Here is an 18,957-nt window from a genome sequence, read left to right on the forward strand (position 1 = left end):
TTGTTTTTAAAGTTCGGCTTCGCTTAAATAATACTGTCCTTCTACTGCAGAAGGGCAGTATTCAAAAAGAAAGCAAGGATCGACCCCCCTTTCATATAAAGCTTTTATCATCTTTAAACTATAAAAGGAGAGAATATTTATGACAAAATCCATCGCATCTATTATTGATCACACTTTATTAAAACCGGAAACAACAGAAGACCAAATTGTTAAGCTGTGCCAGGAAGCAGCAGAATATAATTTTGCTTCTGTATGCGTGACACCAACCTGGGTGAAAAAGTCCGCTTCTGAATTAAAAGGGACGAAAGTTGACGTATGTACAGTAGTGGGCTTTCCACTTGGAGCCAATACTCCTGAAGTAAAAGCATTTGAAACGAAAAATGCAATTGAAAACGGAGCGACCGAAATTGATATGGTATTAAATATTGGAGCATTAAAGCAGGGCAATGTTGATTTAGTGGAAGAGGATATGCGTGCCGTTCAGGAAGCAGCTGAAGGAAGAGCGCTTACAAAAGTGATTTTGGAAACCTGTCTATTAACTGATGAAGAGAAACGTACTGCCTGCGATATTGCTCTTAAGGCAGGACTCGACTTCGTAAAAACTTCCACTGGCTTTTCTTTTGGAGCTGCTACGATTGAAGATGTAGAACTTATGCGTAAAGCAGTGGGAGATAAAGCTGGTGTCAAAGCTTCAGGGGGAGTGAAAACACTTCAGGATGCTGAAGATATGGTGAAAGCAGGTGCGACCCGTATCGGTGCGAGTGCAGGTGTTCAGATAGTTAAAGGAGAGAAGGTGTCCGGCGACTATTAAAATCAGCAGAAGCTGTATAGGAACTAACGCTTTTTAGGATAACTTCTGATCAGAGCGGTTGGCAGCAGTTGTCTTTTTTCTGGAAGCAGAAAATTAAAATACGGTTGGAAAACGGTCTCTTTTAAGCAGCAGCTTTTAAGGAGGCTGTTTTTTTAAGGATATTGCAGTCTATTCTGCTTTACACGAAGATCCGGCAGTACCGGTTCTGATGAAGTTCATTCTTACTCTGAAGGAAATTCACACTTCAGAGGCTGCGTATGATCCGCTGAGAACGCTGTCATACTTGAATTGACAGCGTTAATTTTGAAGTTTTTTTATTGCAATTTTATCCAGAATATGAAATGATGTTCACATAATATTACACATTAGTTCGAATAGTTGGAGGTAGATAACAGTGGCTAAAGATAAACTTTCCCGTGTAGTGAAAGCTGCCAAAATGTATTACCAGCTCGATTACAGCCAGCAGGTTATCGCAAAAGAGCTCGGTATTTCACGTCCTTCTGTTTCCAGGCTGCTTCAGGAAGCAAAGGATAAAGGGATCGTGCAGATTCGCATCGTCGATCCACATAAAGGAGTAGAGCAGTTGGAAGAAGCACTTAAAGAACACTATCAATTAAAAGAATGTGTTATAGCAGATGCCCCTTTAAATGATGAACAGGTCATTAAAGAAGAAATCGGACGTAAAGCAGCTGAATACTTGCATGCTATAGTGAAAGATGGGGATATCATTGGAGCAACATGGGGGACGACTTTACACGAAGTTGCCAGACATGTAGAGCAGAAAAGTGTCCATAATGTTCACGTCACTCAGCTCAACGGAGGAGTGAGCTACTCGGAAACGAATACATATGCAGCTGAAATACTTAATTATCTCGGCCGAGCCTTTAATACTTCTCCTCATTTTCTGCCTCTTCCAGCAGTAGTTGATCATGTAGTAGTGAAACAGGCGATTGTGAGCGACAGACACATACGTCACGTTTTAGAACTTGGAATAAAAGCTAACATTGCGCTTTTCACAGTCGGAGAAAGAAATGAAGAATCAGCTCTCGTAAAAGCGGATTACTTAACCGGAGAAGATGTAAAAGTTCTGAAAAACAAAGAGGCAGTAGGTGATATCTGCTCTCGAATGATCGATGTTCAAGGCAACATATGTGATGAGGATATTGATGCGAGAACGATAGGTGTGGAATTGAAGCATCTGCGGAACAAAGAACAGTCGGTGCTGGTCGCAGGCGGGATGAGAAAAGCGGAAGGTATTATAGGGGCACTGAATGGCAGGTACGCCAATGTCCTTATTACAGATAAATATACGGCGCAGGTCCTTGTGGAAAGAGTAGAAGAAACAGTTTAACTAATCGCATTGGAAAACTTTATACAAAGCAAGTTAATAAAAGAGATGTCCCATAAGGATAGGGGCAGGGCATCGCACAGAGAAAAGCCTGATAGACAAATCCCTGTCTATCAGGCTTTTTAACACCTTATCCGGCTCCGCGCGTGCTTTCAAAACTGTCTCGATATACCTTATGAGACAGCCTCCTTTTAATCTTTAGTTTTGTTAAAGTCTGTGGCTCTTACACATATAAAGTGAATCATTCCTGTTCTTTATCATTTACAGTCTGCTTCCTTTCTTTAAAAGCCGCAGCAACAGGCATGAGCGGTTTGAGATAATTTTCTCATTTTATATTTATTGGAAAATATAATTTCATACCACTAAGTTTGCGTAGTACCGAGTCTGTTGTTGATACATGTAGAGACTCCGCTTCAGTTCTACAGTGAAGGAGATCTCCGGTTTACGCCCTGGTGGATCTTCCGACCTCCTTCTTCCACTGGCTTCCGCTTCGTTTTTTCTTCACGGAAATAACAGCAATTCTTCTTTTCATCAATGATATTTTTCGTGCCGTAAAAACCGGTGTCAGGCCGGGGGTGCCTGCGGAAGAAGCTTTCCCAAACGTCAGGGAAGCCACATGCTTTCTCCGCGGCATACGGAAGATGCGCAGACACTCCAAAAACAACACGGAGCTTTAATGGAGCACTCATGCAAAAGTCTTGCACCATGAGGGGAAAAGATGGCCTTCTATACGAATGAAACTTCCCCTTTATACAGGTGGAATAAATGATGATCAAAAGCGATCTTCTTTATTAGGAGGCAGATGCTGCTCTGTCTATTTACCGTAAGCTGCAGGGCACATGGGGCGACTCCGGGGCGATGAAGGACGAGCCGAAGATCCATCCCGCACGACCGCAGGGAGGAAGGGATTAATGAGACCGGCCCGCCCGGAAAGCGTCCCCATGGAAACGAAAGCGACCGTTTAACGCTTCTTTACTTTATTTTCAATATAGCTTAATCTTTAGCTTTGTTAAAGGGCGGAGCTCTTACGTTAAGAAAAGTGAAAGCACCCCTTGGAAACGACAGTGGACGTTCATCGCTTCTATACTTTTTCAAAGCCGGCCTAATCTTTAACAGGGTAGATAAAATTTTTATTGATAGGCCTTTTCAGTGAAAGAGAACGTTCCATGCTTCCCTCTTATTGCACAGTAGTCTCCAGTTTTTGGGGATTGGATAATTGTTTGTAGCGGGAAGATACAGTAGTTGCCGCTACGCTGTATTTTTTTGCGGCAGCTTTTTGAGAGATGAATTTCTCTTTATCTACATGAATCCCTATCCAGTAATCAAGGGCGGCCGCGAAAGCTTCCGGTTTATTAACACGCGGATTGTTTTCACGAAGGTATTCCCGTATTTTAATCGCAGCTGCAGTGAAGTTTTGTTTCGAATCTATTTCAAGTTTATCGAGAATAGACGTATATTCTGCTGGCTGTTCCGTTCCATGCTTAACAAGTATGCTGAGCAGCTGGAGCATCAGATCAAACTGTTTTGTAAAACGCTTTTGTTTTTTGAGGCCTGCTGTAAGACATTCTTTATGAAAAGCTTCTGCAAGCCTTGGCGGGAGCTGTAAAGCATCGTTTCCGAGTGAAGGTCCTTCCGGAGCAGGATAAAGGTAGCCTGTGATGTACTGACCGGCTTCAATATTTTCAGAAACAGGCGTTTTATGGATCGTCTGCGTTTTATCGTCCCACATATCTTTTAATGCAATGTATTCCTTATCTGTATAAATAATATAAAAAAAGCGCGGTTCCAATTTCATCCAGTCTTTTAAAAACTTCTGGAAGGAGGAGGAATAGTTATCTTTAAACTCTTTTAGGAAAGAATCAAGCACCGTTTTATTGTTATCATTTTTCCAATTGAACAGCATCCAATGGTACAGAAGCTGAGAAAAGGCTTTTGCATCAGAGCTTTCCAGAGAGCCCAAAGCGGCATTTTTCTGTTCGAAGGCAGGTTTAATTTCTTCATCGAAATTTTTACTGTAGTCAAATACTTTAGGGAGAAGTTCATTAAAGTCACGCTGATCCTTTTCGTCAAAGCGCGATTTCGTATTTAGCTTCTTCAGACAGCATTTTTTGTACTTTTTCCCGCTGCCGCAGGGGCATGGATCATTTCTTTTCAGAGCAGCCATTTCTTTCACCTCATTGTCCTTCATTTGTCTCGTTAATCATATCATTTTAAGCAATTTTTTCAAGCTTGCCGATATGGTACAATCAATTCACCTGAATGAGAAAGGATAGTAAATATGAGCAGACAAATTCCAGTCCAGAAAAATGATTATGTACGTGTTACATTTGAGGACTTAACACATGACGGAGCAGGTGTAGCTAAAGTAGACGGCTATCCGCTTTTCGTAAAAAGAGCGCTTCCGGGTGAAACCGGTCTTATTAAAGTAATTCATACAAAGAAAAATTTCGGTTTCGGCCGTTTAACGGAAATAATTAAGGAAAGTAAAGAACGGACCGAGCCGCCTTGTTCGATCTTTAATCAGTGCGGCGGCTGTCAGCTGCAGCACCTGAGCTACAATGGCCAGCTTGCCTATAAACAGAAGCAGGTGCAGGAAACAATGGTCCGTATTGGAGGGCTGGGTAATTTAACAGTTCATCCTACGCTCGGAATGGAGGAGCCGTGGAGATATAGGAATAAATCGCAGGTTCCGGTAAGTGAACAAAATGGAAAAATAGCAGCTGGGTTCTATGCAGAGCGGAGCCACACGATAGTGGATATGGAAGAGTGTCTGATTCAGCATGAAGATGCAGACCGCGCTGTCAGATTTGTGAAACAGCTTGCTGCGGAATATGGTATCCGCGGGTATGATGATAAGACTCATAAAGGACAGCTGAGGCACGTCGTCATCCGTCATGCCCAAACGACAGACCAGCTGATGATTGTGCTGATTACGAAAGACAAAACATTACCAAATAAAAAGCATATTATCCGGCGGATGAAAGAGGAATTTCCGAACCTTGTTTCGCTCGTTCATAATGTGAATCCGAAACGGACGAACGTTATTTTTGGTGACCAGACTGAGATTATGTGGGGAGAAGGCGTCATTTATGATGAAATTGACAACATCCGGTTTGCGATTTCTCCTCGTTCCTTTTATCAAATCAATCCGTTACAGACGAGAGTCCTTTATGAAAAAGCGCTGGAGTTTGCGCGGCTTACGGGAAAGGAAAATGTGATCGATGCCTACTGCGGTATCGGCACGATCAGTTTGTTTCTTGCCCGTCGAGCCAAACACGTTTACGGCGTGGAAGTAGTGCCCGAGGCTGTAACGGATGCTAAAGAGAACGCCAAGCTTAATCACATCGAAAATGCTGAATTTTATGTTGGTGAGGCAGAAAACATTATGCCATGGTGGCGCGCGCAGGGGATGAATGCGGATGTTATTGTCGTTGACCCTCCCCGTAAAGGCTGTGATGAAAAGCTGCTGCAGTCAATAGCAGAAATGACCCCGGAGCGGATTGTCTACGTTTCCTGCAACCCGGCTACGCTCGCACGTGACCTGAAATATCTGGAGGAAAAAGGCTACGAAGCAAAAGAAGTACAGCCTGTGGATATGTTCCCGCATACAACCCACGTGGAATGTGTGACATGGCTGGAAAAGAAGGAAGTAGTCGAGTTGTAAAAAGTTAAATAACACACTAATGAACCAGCTCTCTCTAAAAATGATGCGAAACTTCCTTACGAATGAACAGAAACAAACAAGAAACCTACCAGGAAATAATCAGGTAGGTTTCTTGTTATTAATTGAAATAAATTTTTTTGTAGTTATTGCTGCGCTGTATGAAACAGCATCCTCTTACAAGTTAATAGTCACGTCAGCATCTTCCCGAAGGTCTTCTACGAGCTGCTGGGACTGTTCTGCTTCTTTCCGTGCAGCAACCTGCTCTTCCAGATCAGGCTTGACTTCTTCGTAGGAAGGCATCTCTACGTCTTCTCCGCCTTCTCCACTCATCTGCTCCTGCTGGGCTGTCATTTGATCGTAGGCCTCTTCAAGCTCTTCCTCTGTAGGTTCTGCATCTCCGCTTTCTTCTGAAAGAAGGCGATCAATCTTTACCTGCATTTCAGCCTGATCCATAATCTCTTCTTCTTCGAGCCCCTGTTCCTGCAGTGCAGACAACAGTTCATCTCCTGATTCGAGACCATTCTGAGCGGCAAGTTCATCAAGAGTTTCATTCACATCTTCTTCAGATACATCATAATCACGGCTGTCTGCTTCCTGAATAAGAAGTTCAGTGCCGACCATATTTTCCGCAACCTGTTCTTTTAACTGATCCTGGTCTATTTCTTCCTGTGTCATTTGGGCCTGCTGGGCAGCCTGCATAAACTGACCTTCATAATTGGAAGCAAAATCTTCTTTAAGTATTTCTTCTCCATTTACTTCTGCAACCGTATCCGGAACATCTTCTAAATCAGGCTCGGGCATTTCAGGCTGCTCCTGCTGGGCTGTTTCATTACCTTCCCCGGCAGCTTCCTCACCTTCTGCTGTTTCATCGTCTCCGGCAGCAGCCTCATTGTTTTCTGCTGGTTCTTCCGTCTGATTTTCTGTTTCCATATTATTACCTTCATTAGTATTACCTTCATTGGATTCTTCACCACCGCCGCAAGCGGCTACTAAAGAAATACTCATAGCTGTAGATAGACTTAATAATAATTTTTTATTCAAGATGCATTCTCCTTTCAAAATCATGCTGCCGCAAATGGTAACATACCTAAATAAAGAAATGTATGGACAAAGCAATTCTCTGCCTGCTCATGAGCAAATATGTTGGGTAAATCTAAAAAATTATTTTTTGCCCAAAAGGGTTATTTACGCTATTTTCTCCTGATACATGCAATTTTCAAGCTTTTGTACAGAGATTCGTTCTACCAGAAGATCGAAAACAGCGTGAAGTTGTGAAATTGTGTAATAAAATCGTAATAAAACAGAAAATTTTTCTGAGGATTATATTTTCTCCACTTTTTATCGCAGAACATTATCGATTACGATGTTTTTTCCAATATAATTTCCAGAATAAGAGTGAAAACAATCATTAACGGGGCGAGGCTTCCTGCAGTTCATTAATGGTTAAGCCGAATGTCATTTGAAGGTGAGGATAATCACGAAATCCGCTCCAGTCACCGCCCCATTCGAACCCTAAGTCTTTAGCAATTTCCGCAGCTTCAAGCCAATCGGGTTTTCCACTGCCATTGAAGTCACTTTCCACATCCCATACAACGTCTCCCTCATCCGTACGGAGCGCAAAATCAATTGCCAGGCCATAGTTGTGATAAGATTCCCCACCTGCTGCATGAGTAACGATTTCCCCTTCGGAAGAACGACCACGGGCAAAAAGGTCATTTTGTCTTTCTTTGGAACGATATGTTTCGGTAATAACCACGTTTATATTCCGGTCAGCCGTTCTTTCCAAAAATTTTTCTTTTTGTTTTTCGACAGTGGGGTGGAGGCCCTCATTTTCAATTACTTCATCGGCGCTTATATTATCACGGGTGGAATTTTCTTTATCTGCAAGTAAGTCAACATTTTCATAAACAAAGGCGGAAAGTACAAGAATGATAGAAATAAATATAATCAGTTTGATGGCTGGGAGTCTCCTTTTATAAATGTATAGCCTTTCCTGAAAAGCTATAGTTTAAGTTTATAAAAATAATGAAGGCGTTTAAAGTGAAAACTCCTGTCACCCGACTTTGTTTCTCCGGGGATGATTTCCTCCGAGGGGGATTGTCTTCAGCTGATTTTGCGGAAAATCCACCTGTGAAAAAGACATTCAGACATAGCAGAATCTCAGGAGCCGTCCCCGTACCAGGCCGCTCACTAGTATTATCTTCTTATGTAATGAGTGATTCATTTCTGCCATTTCTTATGCAAAGAGAAAAACAAGAGTTCTCATTGATTTGTTCAAATTGTATAGTAAAATCATATTTTTAAGGTGTTTAAGAGCTGGGTTAAAGAAGCACTTTCCGGGGAATCATCAACCTCCAGTTTTTGAAGGGGTAAATCATCCCTTACACCCTGAGTTTTCCGCTTTCTGCAGAGGAATGCGCATAAGGAAATGGATGTTAAATATATAACATTATCAAATTACCTATATATAGAGAATTTTCTTGGTATAGTAGAAATACTGTTTTATAATGGAAAGAGTGTATAAAAGAAGTTTTATAAGGAAGAAGGAGTATGCCAAAAATGATTAACGTTTTAGTTACGGGTATAGGCGGCCCTACAGCCCAAGGTGTTATGCGCGGACTTGCAGATGAAGACAACATAACAATTGTAGGTGTAGATCGCAGAGAAGTGAATAGCGGGCGGCCTTTCTGCCATAAATTTCATCAAATTCCTGGAATGATAGATCTTGGAAGTTACAAAAACAAAATAAGGGAAATTGTTCAATCGGAAAAAATTGATGTCATTTTCCCCTCTCTTCACGAAGAAATCGAAGTATATACTTCTTTTAAAAGGGAACTCGACGTGGTCGTAGCAACCCCGGAATCAGATTATATTTCCGCACTCAACAATAAAGCTGAAGCGTATAAGCTCCTTGAGCAGATGGACTTGGAACATTATATCCCTAAATACTTTGTTTTTCAAAACAGAGAAGAGTTAAAAGTGGTTATGGATAAACATTTTTCCAGGGATAAATTCACTGTTGCGAAACAAGTATCCGGGCATGGAGCTCTTGGTTTTGCACTTCTGACGGACAGAGAGACGTATTTGGAAATGCTTACGAAAGGGCAGAAAAACTATGTTGCTTTGCAGGACTATTGTGATATCCCGCATGAGGGCGGGGAAATGGTCATGGAATATCTGCCCGGCCAGGAGTTCAGCGTCGATGTCTACGTCTATGAAGGGAAAACGGTTACTGCAGTGCCGCGTGAAAGAACCGGAGTATCCAGCGGTCTCGTTCTGGATGGAAAAGTTATTTATAATGAAGCGTTAATTGAAGCTGGTTCTGTCGTGTCAGAAGCCCTTATCCATACAGGATTTATAAATCTGCAATTTATTGAACATGAAGGATCGTACAAATTAACAGATATCAATCCACGTTTCTGTGGCAGCCAGGTGATGAGTCTCGGAGCAGGTGTTAATTTTCCTCTTCTGCTGATTGAATACGAACTGCTGCAGAATAAACCTGACGTTCACCCGAAGTGGGGGACACGTATGCTTCGTTACAGAGATCAATTTTTTATTCAGGAATAGCAGGAATCATTTTTAATATGAAATAAAGGCGTTATGACTGCAATCGGTCATAACGCCTTTGTTATAAACAGGACAGTTTCATCCTTTCTCTTAAAACATTTTTTGATAAACATCTGGTACCTGTTTTACTTGAACTTCCCGGCTAATTTTCTTTTTATGCCTGCAACGCCATGATCAAATGCTTCTATTTTCAAGAAGTTAAGCAGCGTAAAGTAAATCACAGCACCAATAAACATGGTCAGCAGAAGAGCCGGTGGAAATAGCATGACGGCCAGGAAGTAGTCGTATACATAATAAGCAGCCGCAGCCATTACTGCAGAAGCTGCAAGTATCTTCAAAAAAGCCGCAGCCATTTTTTTAAATTGGAGAGAACCGATTTTTTTCTTCAAATTATAAAAAAGCAGAACGGTACAGAATATGGCTGAAATGCTCGTAGCCAGAGCCAGACCACTTATGCCCATCACAGGAGCAAGCAGGAAGTTCAGGATAATGTTTAACACCACAGCGATCGCAGCGTTGACCATCGGCGTTCTTGTATCCTGCAGAGAATAAAACGCCTGGGACAGGACTACCCGGAGTCCCGTACCTACCATTCCGATAGAATAAAAGAAAAAGGCGCCTGACGTCATTACTACCGCGCTGCTGTCAAATGCCCCTCTGTCAAAGAGCAGCCGGACAATCGGTTCAGCAAAAACAAGCGCGCCCACTGTAGCAGGCAGTGTCAACAGAGCCACCCCTACAATCGATTGATGCAGCGTATATTTCATTCTGTCGGAATTTCCTTTGGAAGCCATTCGTGAAATGGAAGGAAACATGACCGTCGTAATGGATGTTACAAAAATCCCGTGCACAAAATTTGTGAGCGTATGCGCATAATTCAGTGCGGAAATTCCTCCTACAGCTACCTGGGAAGCAAGGGTACGGTCGACCAGTTTATTAATCTGCTGAACTGCAGAGCCCAAAATGACCGGAATCGCAAGAATGAGCATACGTCGGAGGTTTTCATCCTTTAAATCAAAAACTTTCTGGTAACGAAAAGACTTGCGGTAGGAGAAAAATAGCAGGATCAACCACTGGACCGCAAGAGCAGCAACAAGTCCATAGGCCAGCAGAGACGGATTTCCTGTTTCGGAAGCAGTTATTATGGAAGCAATCACAATGAGACTCATCGGAATTCCGAGCAGGTTTGGTACTGCAAAAAGCTTTTGATAATTCAAGTAAGCACTTAAAATTCTGATAAAAATGGTGAAGTATATACCAAGCAGCGTTATTCTTGTAAAGTAGACAGCGGTGGCAAGGGTTTCCCCTTCAAATCCGCTGGCAAAGACTTTAACGACAGGTTCAGTGAAAATCAAACCGAGCAGTATGATAATAGAGGAAAAGACGAGCAGGACGTTAATCAAATTGTTAGTATAGCGGAGAGCAGAAGATGGGCCTTCCTGCTGCTCAATCCGGCTGTACATCGGTATGTATCCCGTTGAAATACCTTTAGCGACGATCCCAAAGATCACAACAGGGATTGTCAGAGCTATCAGATAGGCATCACTGATGCCGGATGTTCCATAAAAGTAAGCGAGAGTAACGTCCCGCAGAAAACCAACAATTTTAGATAAGAATGTTAAAATCATTAGAATAATAACCGCTTTTTTCATAAAAAATCTCCTGTTATCCACCAGTCAAAATGGAGGGAATAAATTGAATACTTTCTCTAAAAGATAAATATTTATTTGTAGAAACAGCGTCAATGAGAGTTTATGGCATCTATTGAGCTGTATCCAACATCTATCGTATCATTATAAGAAATACTCTACCATGAATAAATAAAAGAAAAAGAGGAAGAACGCAGAAAGGATGAAGTGTACTAATATGCAGCGTTCAGAGCGGTTTATTGAAGCTTATAACAGGCTGTACAAATATATGGACGCAAATTACGGGGGAATGACTCACCAGCCCTATACACATCTTCTGCGTGAGGGAGCCAAAACAAATGCTGTCATTAAACATTATCTTTCTGATTTGAAGGCCTTCGGTGAATTGAGAAATGCGATTATACATGAGAAACTTAATGAAGAGATCATTATAGCTGAGCCTCATGAATCTGTTGTTAAAAAATTTATTCATATCGAGCAGGTGATCAGCAGGCCTCCGGTGATAGGGAGAAGGTATCAGCAGGAAGTACTTTCCTTCCAGCTGAACGATTACATGCCTTATGTTCTGGAAGCTGTCCGTGACAAAAAGTATTCTCAATTTCCGATTTATTATCAACGAATGTTTGCCGGTCTGTTAACGGAAAGCGGGATTGCTCAGTTTACAGCTTCCCAGCCGTGGGAGAGGGTGGACTGGACGGAAACGACAGTAGAAGAAGTACTGAAGCTTGATTCAGAGAGATACAATGTTGATTTTGCTTCTTTGGAAACGGATGAGTACAGGGCGAAAGATTTATTTATGAAAGGAAAAACCAAAGAACGGGCTTCCCTGTCAGCCTTATTGATTACTGAAAATGGGCAGGAGCATGAAAAGCTGCTCGGTATTATTACAGCCTGGGAAGCCGTGAATCTTCCTTAATTCCCGTCTCTATTTTTAACCTTTTTCAATGAACGAATGTCATAACGCAAGGGAGGGAGAGCTGAAGGCTTTCTCCGCGGCAGGCGAAGAAAAAAGAGACGCAGGCAATCCAATAACAACACGGAGCTTTAACAGAGCCATTTATTTAAGAAAGCACTTATGAAATTGATTCCAATATATAAAATCAAAAATCGGGAGGTTCCAGTACATGAAAAAAAACGTAGAAGTAGTTGGAGCGGTACTAATGGAAAAAGACAAAGTTCTTTGTGCGAAAAGAGGACAGGAAAAAGCGCTCCCCGGGAAGTGGGAATTTCCAGGAGGGAAAATAGAAGGTGGGGAGAGTCCCGAAGAAGCTTTACAAAGAGAAATTAAAGAGGAAATGAACTGCGATATCAGAGTTGAAAAGTTTATAACCAAAACAGTATATGAATATGACTTTGCGATCGTTCATCTGGCGACTTACATATGCCGGATCGAATCAGGAAAACCTGATTCGAGCGAACATTCAGAACTCCTCTGGCTGCCTGCAGAAGATCTTGAAACACTCGATTGGGCAGGGGCAGACCTTCCCACTATCGCAAGAATTTCCGAAGACAGCGGGTGGGGGGATTAATGCTGCTTCGACTTTATTAACTCGTCTGCTGATCGAGTATTTTCTATATAAATCAATATCTGCAAAAGTCAGCCTTCGTATCCATGGAGAGCTTTCCGGGAAGGCGAATAGATATTCGTTTCTTGACTAGAAGAGCCCTATTTTTATGATGATGATCACTTCTTCATTTTAAGTAATAAGCACGCTTTACACTTCATTAGTTAATCCTCTCTGATTGTTAATTATTCTGAATTTCATAATGCGAGGCAGATGATTTGAATTTACAAACAAAAGTATTTAAACTATATTTTTGTAAGTTAAAAAATCATCTTAGAGATTCAGGAGGAATGACAGTATGTCAAAAGTATTATTTATAAAAGCAAATGCAAGACCGGACGATCAGGCGGTGAGCCTGCAGATGTACAACACATTCAAGGGAAATTATCTGAAGGAAAACCCTAATGACCACATTGAAGAATTGGATCTTTTCGAAGAAAATCTGCCTTATTATGATGCAGATAAAATACATGGAATGTTCAAAACTGCCAAAGGAATTGAGCGTTCCCCAGAGGAAGAGAAAGCAGCTCAATTTGTAAAAGGGTATCTCAATCAGTTTCTGGAAGCCGATAAAGTTGTCATTGCATTTCCGCTGTGGAATTTCGCTGTACCCGCCGTCCTGCACACGTATTTTGATTACCTGTGCCAGGCTGGTACCACTTTCAAATATACAGAAGCAGGCCCGATTGGTTTAATGGCAGACAAAAAAGTAATGCTGTTGAATGCGCGTGGAGGAGTTTACTCGGAAGGAGCAGCTTCTTCAATGGAAATGGCCGTCAACTATGTGGAAACCATTATGAACTTCTTCGGCATTGAAGACCGCCTGAGCGTTATCATAGAGGGACACAATCAATTTCCTGATAAAGCTGAGGAAATCATCCAGGAAGGACTCGAAAAAGCAGAGAAGCAGGCAGCAAGCTTCTAAATAACTGTTAAACAAATACAAAAAAACTGCTCCGGGGGGTGTATCCGGAGCAGTTTTTTGCTATAAATATTTATCCGTGACGGTAGGGAAGACCTCCTCCAAGAGTTTCCATCATTTCTAAAGCACCAACCGGGGAAGCGAACATCATTACTGCTAAAAAACATACGATAAAAATTTTCATGTAAAGCCCTCCTTGATGGTATGATAAGAATACGTCCCAAAAGATCGTCTTCTAAGTAACAGTATGCCATATAAAAAAAGATAAGGAAAAAACTGTATCGCCTGAAAATATTGCAAACTTCACTATAATGATTGTTTTAGCTCCATTTTAATAAAAAAATATTCATATAAGAATATAGAATATGGAGGGAAAGGTGTATGGAAATCGATTTGGGTAGAAAAGTGAGAGATTTACGCAAGTTTTATGGCATTTCCCAGAAAGAAGTTTGTGAAAATATCTGTAACCAGAGCTACATAAGTAAACTGGAAAAAGGACTAGTCCATCCATCGGCCAACATGCTCTCGATGCTTGCGGATCGTCTGGGGGTGAGCACCCAGTACTTCTTTGATTACTTTGTCGACGTGACCCAGGTTAATTACGTGTACCAGGTTATCGATTTTATTTCCAAAAACCTGGACCGTGCCAAGTATGAAGATGTACTAGCGATGGTGGAGGCAGAAGAAAAAAATCCTCTGTTTAGAGGTCACCAGCTCCAGCAGTTTTTACTCTGGCGAAAAGGAATTTGTATTTTCCATATCGATGAAAATAAATTCAAGGCAATATCATTTCTCGATAAAGCTATTGAACAATCTGAAACCACTAATAAAAATAAATCAGAAATAGAATTAGATATTTTATTAAGTAAAGCTAATATTTATAGTATGGTAGATGAACATAATCATGCTGCAGCTCTTTATGAAGAACTTTTATCTGCAAGTCGAAAACATCCTTATCTGCAGAACGATAAATTAGTTTTGCGAATCTATTACAATTACAGTAAAAATCAATTTGATCAAAATCAATTTAAAAAATCTGTAGGACTAGCTAAGAGTGGAATTAAGCAATGTCTTAATACAGACTCTTTATATATGTTAGCTGATCTTTATTTCCAATGCGGTCAAAGTCTCTGGCACAGCAATAAGAAACAAATAGAAGAACCGCTTCTATATTTAGAAAAATCCCGAAATGTTTTTATGCTTCGTGAAAATGAAGAATTTGCAGGTTTCGTTGAAGAAGAGATTGAAGATATTAAGAATTATGTTAAACATACAGATCTTTAATTTTAGTCCTAATTTGATAGTCTTACAAGCAGAACCAGAAAGGAGTATTTTCAACTTATTAAGAAATAAATTCTGAGTGACAGGTCACCGGAGTAGGAATGGGTGACTCCGAAGCGATAAAGGACGAGCCGAAGATCCATTTCTTCCAACCTGTGGGAGGAAGAAATTAGCTGAGGCCGTCCCGCTCGGAAAGCATCCCCATGGAAACAAAGGTGGTCTTTACTTTAATCGAATTGAACTTGAATTTAAATGTATATTATAGACAGCAATAAAACGGATTTAAAAATTGGAGGTTTGAGAAGATGGAACTGGTCGTAAATGGTGTTACCCTGGAAATCGTGCGAGGAGATATTACCCGGCAGCCAGGATTAGACTGTATCGTAAGTTCAGCAAACGCTCAACTGAAGAAAGGGGAAGGTGTTTCGGGAGATGTCCACCGGGCCGCTGGACCGACACTGGACGAAGCTGCCCGAAGGTACGCTCCTGTACGGCCGGGAGAAGTGAGGATCACAGAAGGCTATCACCTTCCGAATGACTATATTATCCACTGCCGGGGACCTGCTTATGGTAAAGATTATCCGGCTGATGTTCTGCTTTTTGCCTGTTACCGAAATATTTTTTCGCTGGCAGAAAAATATCGGTTGGAAAGCATTGCTATTCCTGCTATTGCTACAGGAGGATGCGGCTATCCAATGCAGGAGGCAGCTGAAGTTGCGCTGCAGGTTTTTAAAACAGAGTCCAAAGAGTTCAACTATTTGAAGAATGTACGTTTCGTACTTTATTCTGTGAGAGAGCTTGTATTATTTAAAACAGCTCTGCATGTTTTGGATGCCGAAAAAGAACTGACGTAAGCAGAGGAAGCCCCTTTTGAAAACGGGACGAGTTAGAAACAGTTAAAACTCCAGGTGGAGCCAAATGCGAATGTCCGCTTAATTTATACAAAAAACCCGTGCTGATAAAAATCGGCACGGGACTTTCTTTTATAAATTACGTGCTGTTCTACGCCGGTCTATGATTAAGGATGCTTTCGAATGGGCTTGTATTTAAACCTGCCAGGGACGGTTCAGCCTGTTTTTTTGACGGATCGGCTGTCCATGTAATTCTTCCTTTTTTACAATTCGGGGTGCCATGCCGTTTTCTATCCTGCTTTTTACATTTCCATTCATCCGAAAGACGTGCGGTCTCTGATAAACCCTTGCAGATACCGCTTTACATTCCGGGCAGAAGGCTGTCTGCTTCTGTCCTCTGGTACTTGAATGCATCTCATGAAAAAATCCGCAACTGTCACAGCAAAAAGAGTATTCAATCAAAGAGGTCACCTACTTTTCAGGGAATGGGTCTTTATCAAAAATATCTTTCGGTATAGCAACAGTACAGCAGGCATTCGGAATATCGACGATGCCGCTGACCCTTCCTTCTACCGGCGCGGTGCTGAGAAGCATATAAGCCTGCTCACCGGTGTAACCGAGCGTTTTCATGTAATCTATAGCATTTAAACAAGCTCGTTTATAGGCTAAATGAGCATCAAGATAATGCTGCTGGCCGCTATGTTCATTTACGGAAACACCTTCAAATACTATATAATCCGTAAAGTGAGGTTCCACTGGACTCGTCCTGAAAACTGGATTGGATTTTATTTGATATTTCTCCATTCCGCCTTTAATCACATCTACTTTTAAATCAATCCATCCAGGTATTTCAATACCTCCACAAAAAGAAATTTCCCCGTCTCCCTGCGAAAAATGAAGATCTCCAACAGAAAGTTTTCCTCCTTCTACGAAAACCGGAAAATAAACGCGGGAGCCGCGGGTAAGGTTTTTAATGTCGCAGTTTCCTCCGTTTTCCCGCGGCGGGACGGTGCGGGCACCTTCCTTAGCGATTTTATCGAATTGCTCTCCCTTTACATTTCCAATCACAGCACTGTCTATGTCAGGCAGTTCTGCATAAGGTGGGACACGCTGAGGGTCATGGTCCACTAACTCTTTTTCCCGTTTATTCCATTCGTTCAGCAGCTCATGGGAGGGAGCCGTGCCGATAAGTCCCGGATGAATCAAACCGGGAAAAGAAACCCCGGGAACATGGCGGGAAGAGGCATAAATGCCGTTAAATTCCCATATGGATTTTGCTGCTTCCGGAAAGTGAGCTGTTAAAAAGCCTCCGCCGTTTTCATGTGCGAAAATACCGTTAAACCCCCACTCCGCTTCAGGAAATGTTCCAATATCCAAAATATCAACGACAAGAAGATCCCCCGGACTGACGCCATTAACATGAACGGGACCGCTCAGTACATGTACCCGTTTTAAATTCACGTTTTTAATATCTGAAACGTCATCATTATTAGCAATTTGACCGTCCGTCCAGTCAAGGCATTCCATCCGGAACGATTCTCCTGGATCTGCTGAAAAAACAGCGGGGATGTCCGGGTGCCAACGGTTATGACCCGGCATTTCCTGTTGGTCCATCTTTTTATTGAGGTCAATTTTAAAGCGTGTTTTCGGCATTTAGAAGCACTCCTTTTTTTATTGTTTTCAAAAAAAGCGCACCTTCACAATGACAGCAGCCGGCTTATGTCACCTCCTTTATTCATATGAAAAACAGGAAATAATTACATCCTCTTACAATACAATTATCATAATTGAGAGCGCTCTCATAAGTCAATAAAAAAAGAAATTTAATCCAAAATTGTAAAATATATTAACTTGAAAGAACAAAATAGTCTGTAAATCACTTTAACGAAGGAGGGGATCTGATTCGGGAGACTTTAACTGGAATTAAGCAGGGGTCCTGGAGGTGTCCTTCGAATGGCCGAACTGAAGTTTTCCTGCATGGAAACGTACTTTCTCGGGCTGGGCTTATATGAAAAAATACCCTCACCAATGGCGAGGGCATTCTCTGATTAACCAGGATAATTCCGGTTTTTATTCTTTTATTCAGCATAACCTTGTGGATCATCTTCACGACCGTACCAGACGTGAGCATAATTTCCTTCAATTGCTACTCCCATAGTAGTAATCGTTGACCAGGAGTTTTGACCAGTCATTAAAGCGTTATGAGATTCACTGTTTTTCCAACCGTTCATAGCTTTTTCAACAGTAGCTTCCTCGTTATGCCAGTAGGAATTTTCAAAACCATCCCCAGTGTAAACACCATCTGTAATTTCAGAAGGTTTGATTCTTGTTTTCACTCCGTCGTCATCTGAACCACCGTAGCAGACCGGTGTCCAGCTGCCGTTATCTGACCAGCTGTGCAGGTTACAATCTGTACTTGCTTTTTCCGGGCTGTACGCATTGGAATCCTCTACGTGGGCACGGGCAGTTTCTGTAAGTGAAATGGAAACGGACAGAGGGGCAAGGCCCTGTTCTTCACGGTAAGCATTGATGTTTTGAGCTAGCTTCTGCTCATCGGAAGTGAGAGAGAACCCTTCTTCATTTTCATTATCTTCCAGAGAGGAAACTTTATCCTCTTCTTTAAGAATACGGGTTAAAAACGCAGCCGTTTCAGCGCGTGTACTCTGATTATCAGGATAATAATTACCATCGCTGGCGCCCATTGCAATTCCTGCGTCTGCCAGAGATTGGATTTCATCGCTGTAAACGTGGTTTTCTGTATCAGCAAAAGAAGGCGCAGAATCAGACCCTGAGAGTTCAAAAGCACGTTTAATTAATACAGCAAGTTCACCGCGGGTAATGTCCCGGGTTCCTTCAAAAGTTGTTTCAGAAGTACCGGTAATTACGCCGGCTTCGTATAACGAAGCGACAGCCTGATGAGCGTAGCTGTCCTTATTCAAATCTTCAAATGGAGAAGTAACTTCTGCGTCTTCATCCATACCGAGAGCACGAAAAATCATGACTGCAGTGTCCTGGCGGCTGATGTTGCTGTCAGGTCGGAAATCCCCGTTTGGAAAGCCGGTGATAATATTCTTTTCCGACAGTTCTGTTACTTCATCGTAATACCAGCGGTCTTCGCTCACATCAGAATATGCAAGACCAGACGTTGGCAGGCATGTTAAAGCTGCCGCAAATAAACCGAGCGAAATCATCCAACGTTTCATAATACCTCGCCTCTTTCTCTTCTTAAATCGAATGGTTTTATCCATCCCTATAAAAACATATAAATGTTTACATCATCGATAATACTCTGTTGG

15 protein-coding genes are annotated in these 18,957 nt (G+C 41.8%); 9 read left to right on the forward strand and 6 right to left on the reverse strand.

What is annotated here, in order from left to right:
- The first annotated feature begins 139 nt into the window (after positions 1–139).
- Both deoC and FTX54_RS05135 read left to right on the forward strand, forming a co-directional pair.
- Positions 140–811: a deoxyribose-phosphate aldolase gene (deoC, locus tag FTX54_RS05130; RefSeq protein WP_147803997.1), complete on the forward strand. Its 672-nt coding sequence runs from the start codon at positions 140–142 to the stop codon at positions 809–811.
- Positions 812–1,205: 394 nt separating this feature from the next.
- Positions 1,206–2,162, forward strand: a complete 957-nt coding sequence (locus FTX54_RS05135; protein WP_147803998.1) for a sugar-binding transcriptional regulator — start codon at positions 1,206–1,208, stop codon at positions 2,160–2,162.
- 1,174 nt (positions 2,163–3,336) lie between these two features.
- Here the strand turns inward: FTX54_RS05135 and FTX54_RS05140 are convergent.
- Positions 3,337–4,323, reverse strand: a complete 987-nt coding sequence (locus tag FTX54_RS05140) for an SEC-C domain-containing protein (protein WP_187254566.1) — start codon at positions 4,321–4,323, stop codon at positions 3,337–3,339.
- A 114-nt stretch (positions 4,324–4,437) separates the two neighbouring features.
- Between FTX54_RS05140 and rlmD the strand changes: the two genes are divergently transcribed.
- Complete coding sequence (gene rlmD, locus FTX54_RS05145) at positions 4,438–5,823, forward strand: 23S rRNA (uracil(1939)-C(5))-methyltransferase RlmD (RefSeq protein WP_147804001.1); 1,386 nt, start codon at positions 4,438–4,440, stop codon at positions 5,821–5,823.
- Positions 5,824–5,997: 174 nt separating this feature from the next.
- Here rlmD and FTX54_RS05150 read toward each other — a convergent pair whose 3' ends face one another.
- Positions 5,998–6,864 (reverse strand): SurA N-terminal domain-containing protein, encoded by an 867-nt coding sequence (locus tag FTX54_RS05150; protein WP_246125638.1) that lies wholly within the window; start codon positions 6,862–6,864, stop codon positions 5,998–6,000.
- Between the two features lie 367 nt (positions 6,865–7,231).
- The gene (locus FTX54_RS16810) at positions 7,232–7,828 is read right to left on the reverse strand and encodes a M15 family metallopeptidase (protein ID WP_422387428.1); all 597 of its coding nucleotides are present in this window, start codon (positions 7,826–7,828) and stop codon (positions 7,232–7,234) included.
- 545 nt (positions 7,829–8,373) lie between these two features.
- Here FTX54_RS16810 and FTX54_RS05160 point away from each other — a divergent pair.
- Positions 8,374–9,393, forward strand: a complete 1,020-nt coding sequence (locus FTX54_RS05160) for an ATP-grasp domain-containing protein (protein ID WP_147804003.1) — start codon at positions 8,374–8,376, stop codon at positions 9,391–9,393.
- A 125-nt stretch (positions 9,394–9,518) separates the two neighbouring features.
- On the opposite strand, the gene murJ is transcribed toward FTX54_RS05160, so the two are convergent.
- Positions 9,519–11,045, reverse strand: a complete 1,527-nt coding sequence (gene murJ, locus FTX54_RS05165; RefSeq protein ID WP_147804004.1) for a murein biosynthesis integral membrane protein MurJ — start codon at positions 11,043–11,045, stop codon at positions 9,519–9,521.
- Positions 11,046–11,244: 199 nt separating this feature from the next.
- Between murJ and FTX54_RS05170 the strand changes: the two genes are divergently transcribed.
- From FTX54_RS05170 to FTX54_RS05190, 5 genes are all read left to right on the forward strand, one after another.
- Entirely contained in the window at positions 11,245–11,958 is a 714-nt protein-coding gene (locus FTX54_RS05170; RefSeq protein WP_147804005.1) for a hypothetical protein, read from the forward strand.
- 208 nt (positions 11,959–12,166) lie between these two features.
- The gene (locus FTX54_RS05175) at positions 12,167–12,571 is read left to right on the forward strand and encodes a (deoxy)nucleoside triphosphate pyrophosphohydrolase (RefSeq protein ID WP_147804006.1); all 405 of its coding nucleotides are present in this window, start codon (positions 12,167–12,169) and stop codon (positions 12,569–12,571) included.
- 334 nt (positions 12,572–12,905) lie between these two features.
- Positions 12,906–13,532, forward strand: coding sequence for an FMN-dependent NADH-azoreductase (locus FTX54_RS05180; protein ID WP_147804007.1), 627 nt, complete (start codon positions 12,906–12,908; stop codon positions 13,530–13,532).
- 378 nt (positions 13,533–13,910) lie between these two features.
- On the forward strand, positions 13,911–14,813 hold the full coding sequence (locus tag FTX54_RS05185) for a helix-turn-helix domain-containing protein (protein ID WP_147804008.1): 903 nt from the start codon (positions 13,911–13,913) through the stop codon (positions 14,811–14,813).
- A 302-nt stretch (positions 14,814–15,115) separates the two neighbouring features.
- Positions 15,116–15,664, forward strand: coding sequence for a macro domain-containing protein (locus tag FTX54_RS05190; RefSeq protein WP_147804009.1), 549 nt, complete (start codon positions 15,116–15,118; stop codon positions 15,662–15,664).
- A 468-nt stretch (positions 15,665–16,132) separates the two neighbouring features.
- Here FTX54_RS05190 and fmdA read toward each other — a convergent pair whose 3' ends face one another.
- A complete protein-coding gene (gene fmdA / locus FTX54_RS05195; RefSeq protein ID WP_147804010.1) occupies positions 16,133–17,314 on the reverse strand; it encodes a formamidase in 1,182 nt (393 codons plus the stop codon).
- Between the two features lie 425 nt (positions 17,315–17,739).
- Complete coding sequence (locus FTX54_RS05200; RefSeq protein ID WP_187254568.1) at positions 17,740–18,864, reverse strand: S-layer homology domain-containing protein; 1,125 nt, start codon at positions 18,862–18,864, stop codon at positions 17,740–17,742.
- Positions 18,865–18,957: the final 93 nt, after the last annotated feature.

This window comes from Alkalicoccus halolimnae, from assembly GCF_008014775.2.
In the GTDB taxonomy this organism is placed as follows: domain Bacteria; phylum Bacillota; class Bacilli; order Bacillales; family Salisediminibacteriaceae; genus Alkalicoccus; species Alkalicoccus halolimnae.